Source organism: Allobaculum fili (assembly GCF_020969955.1).
Classification (GTDB): Bacteria; Bacillota_I; Bacilli_A; order Erysipelotrichales; family Erysipelotrichaceae; genus Allobaculum; species Allobaculum fili.
In genome coordinates, this window is record NZ_JAHDSX010000184.1 from 1 (window position 1) to 248 (window position 248).

1 pseudogene is annotated in these 248 nt (G+C 46.0%); it reads right to left on the reverse strand.

Annotation, left to right across the window (positions count from 1 at the left end):
- Positions 1-248: pseudogene (locus tag Afil_RS10985) on the reverse strand (IS21 family transposase); the annotation flags it as partial.

Sequence of the window (248 nt, forward strand, 5' to 3'; positions counted from 1 at the left end):
TCGTTTCTTCCTATGAATTTCGAGACGACGTTTCTCATATTGTCGTAAACGCCCTCTCTGAAGATTCCGCCGACTTCATTGAAGAAGCGGATCATCGATTCAAAGAAGACCTGACTTTTCTGGTTTTCGTACAGGCAGGCAGCTCGATAGCCTGACCATGGCGAAGTCATAACGGCCAGATAGAACGTCTTTCTCTGACCATTAATCATCAGCTTCACTTCGCCAAAATCGTATTCAAACCGGTCACC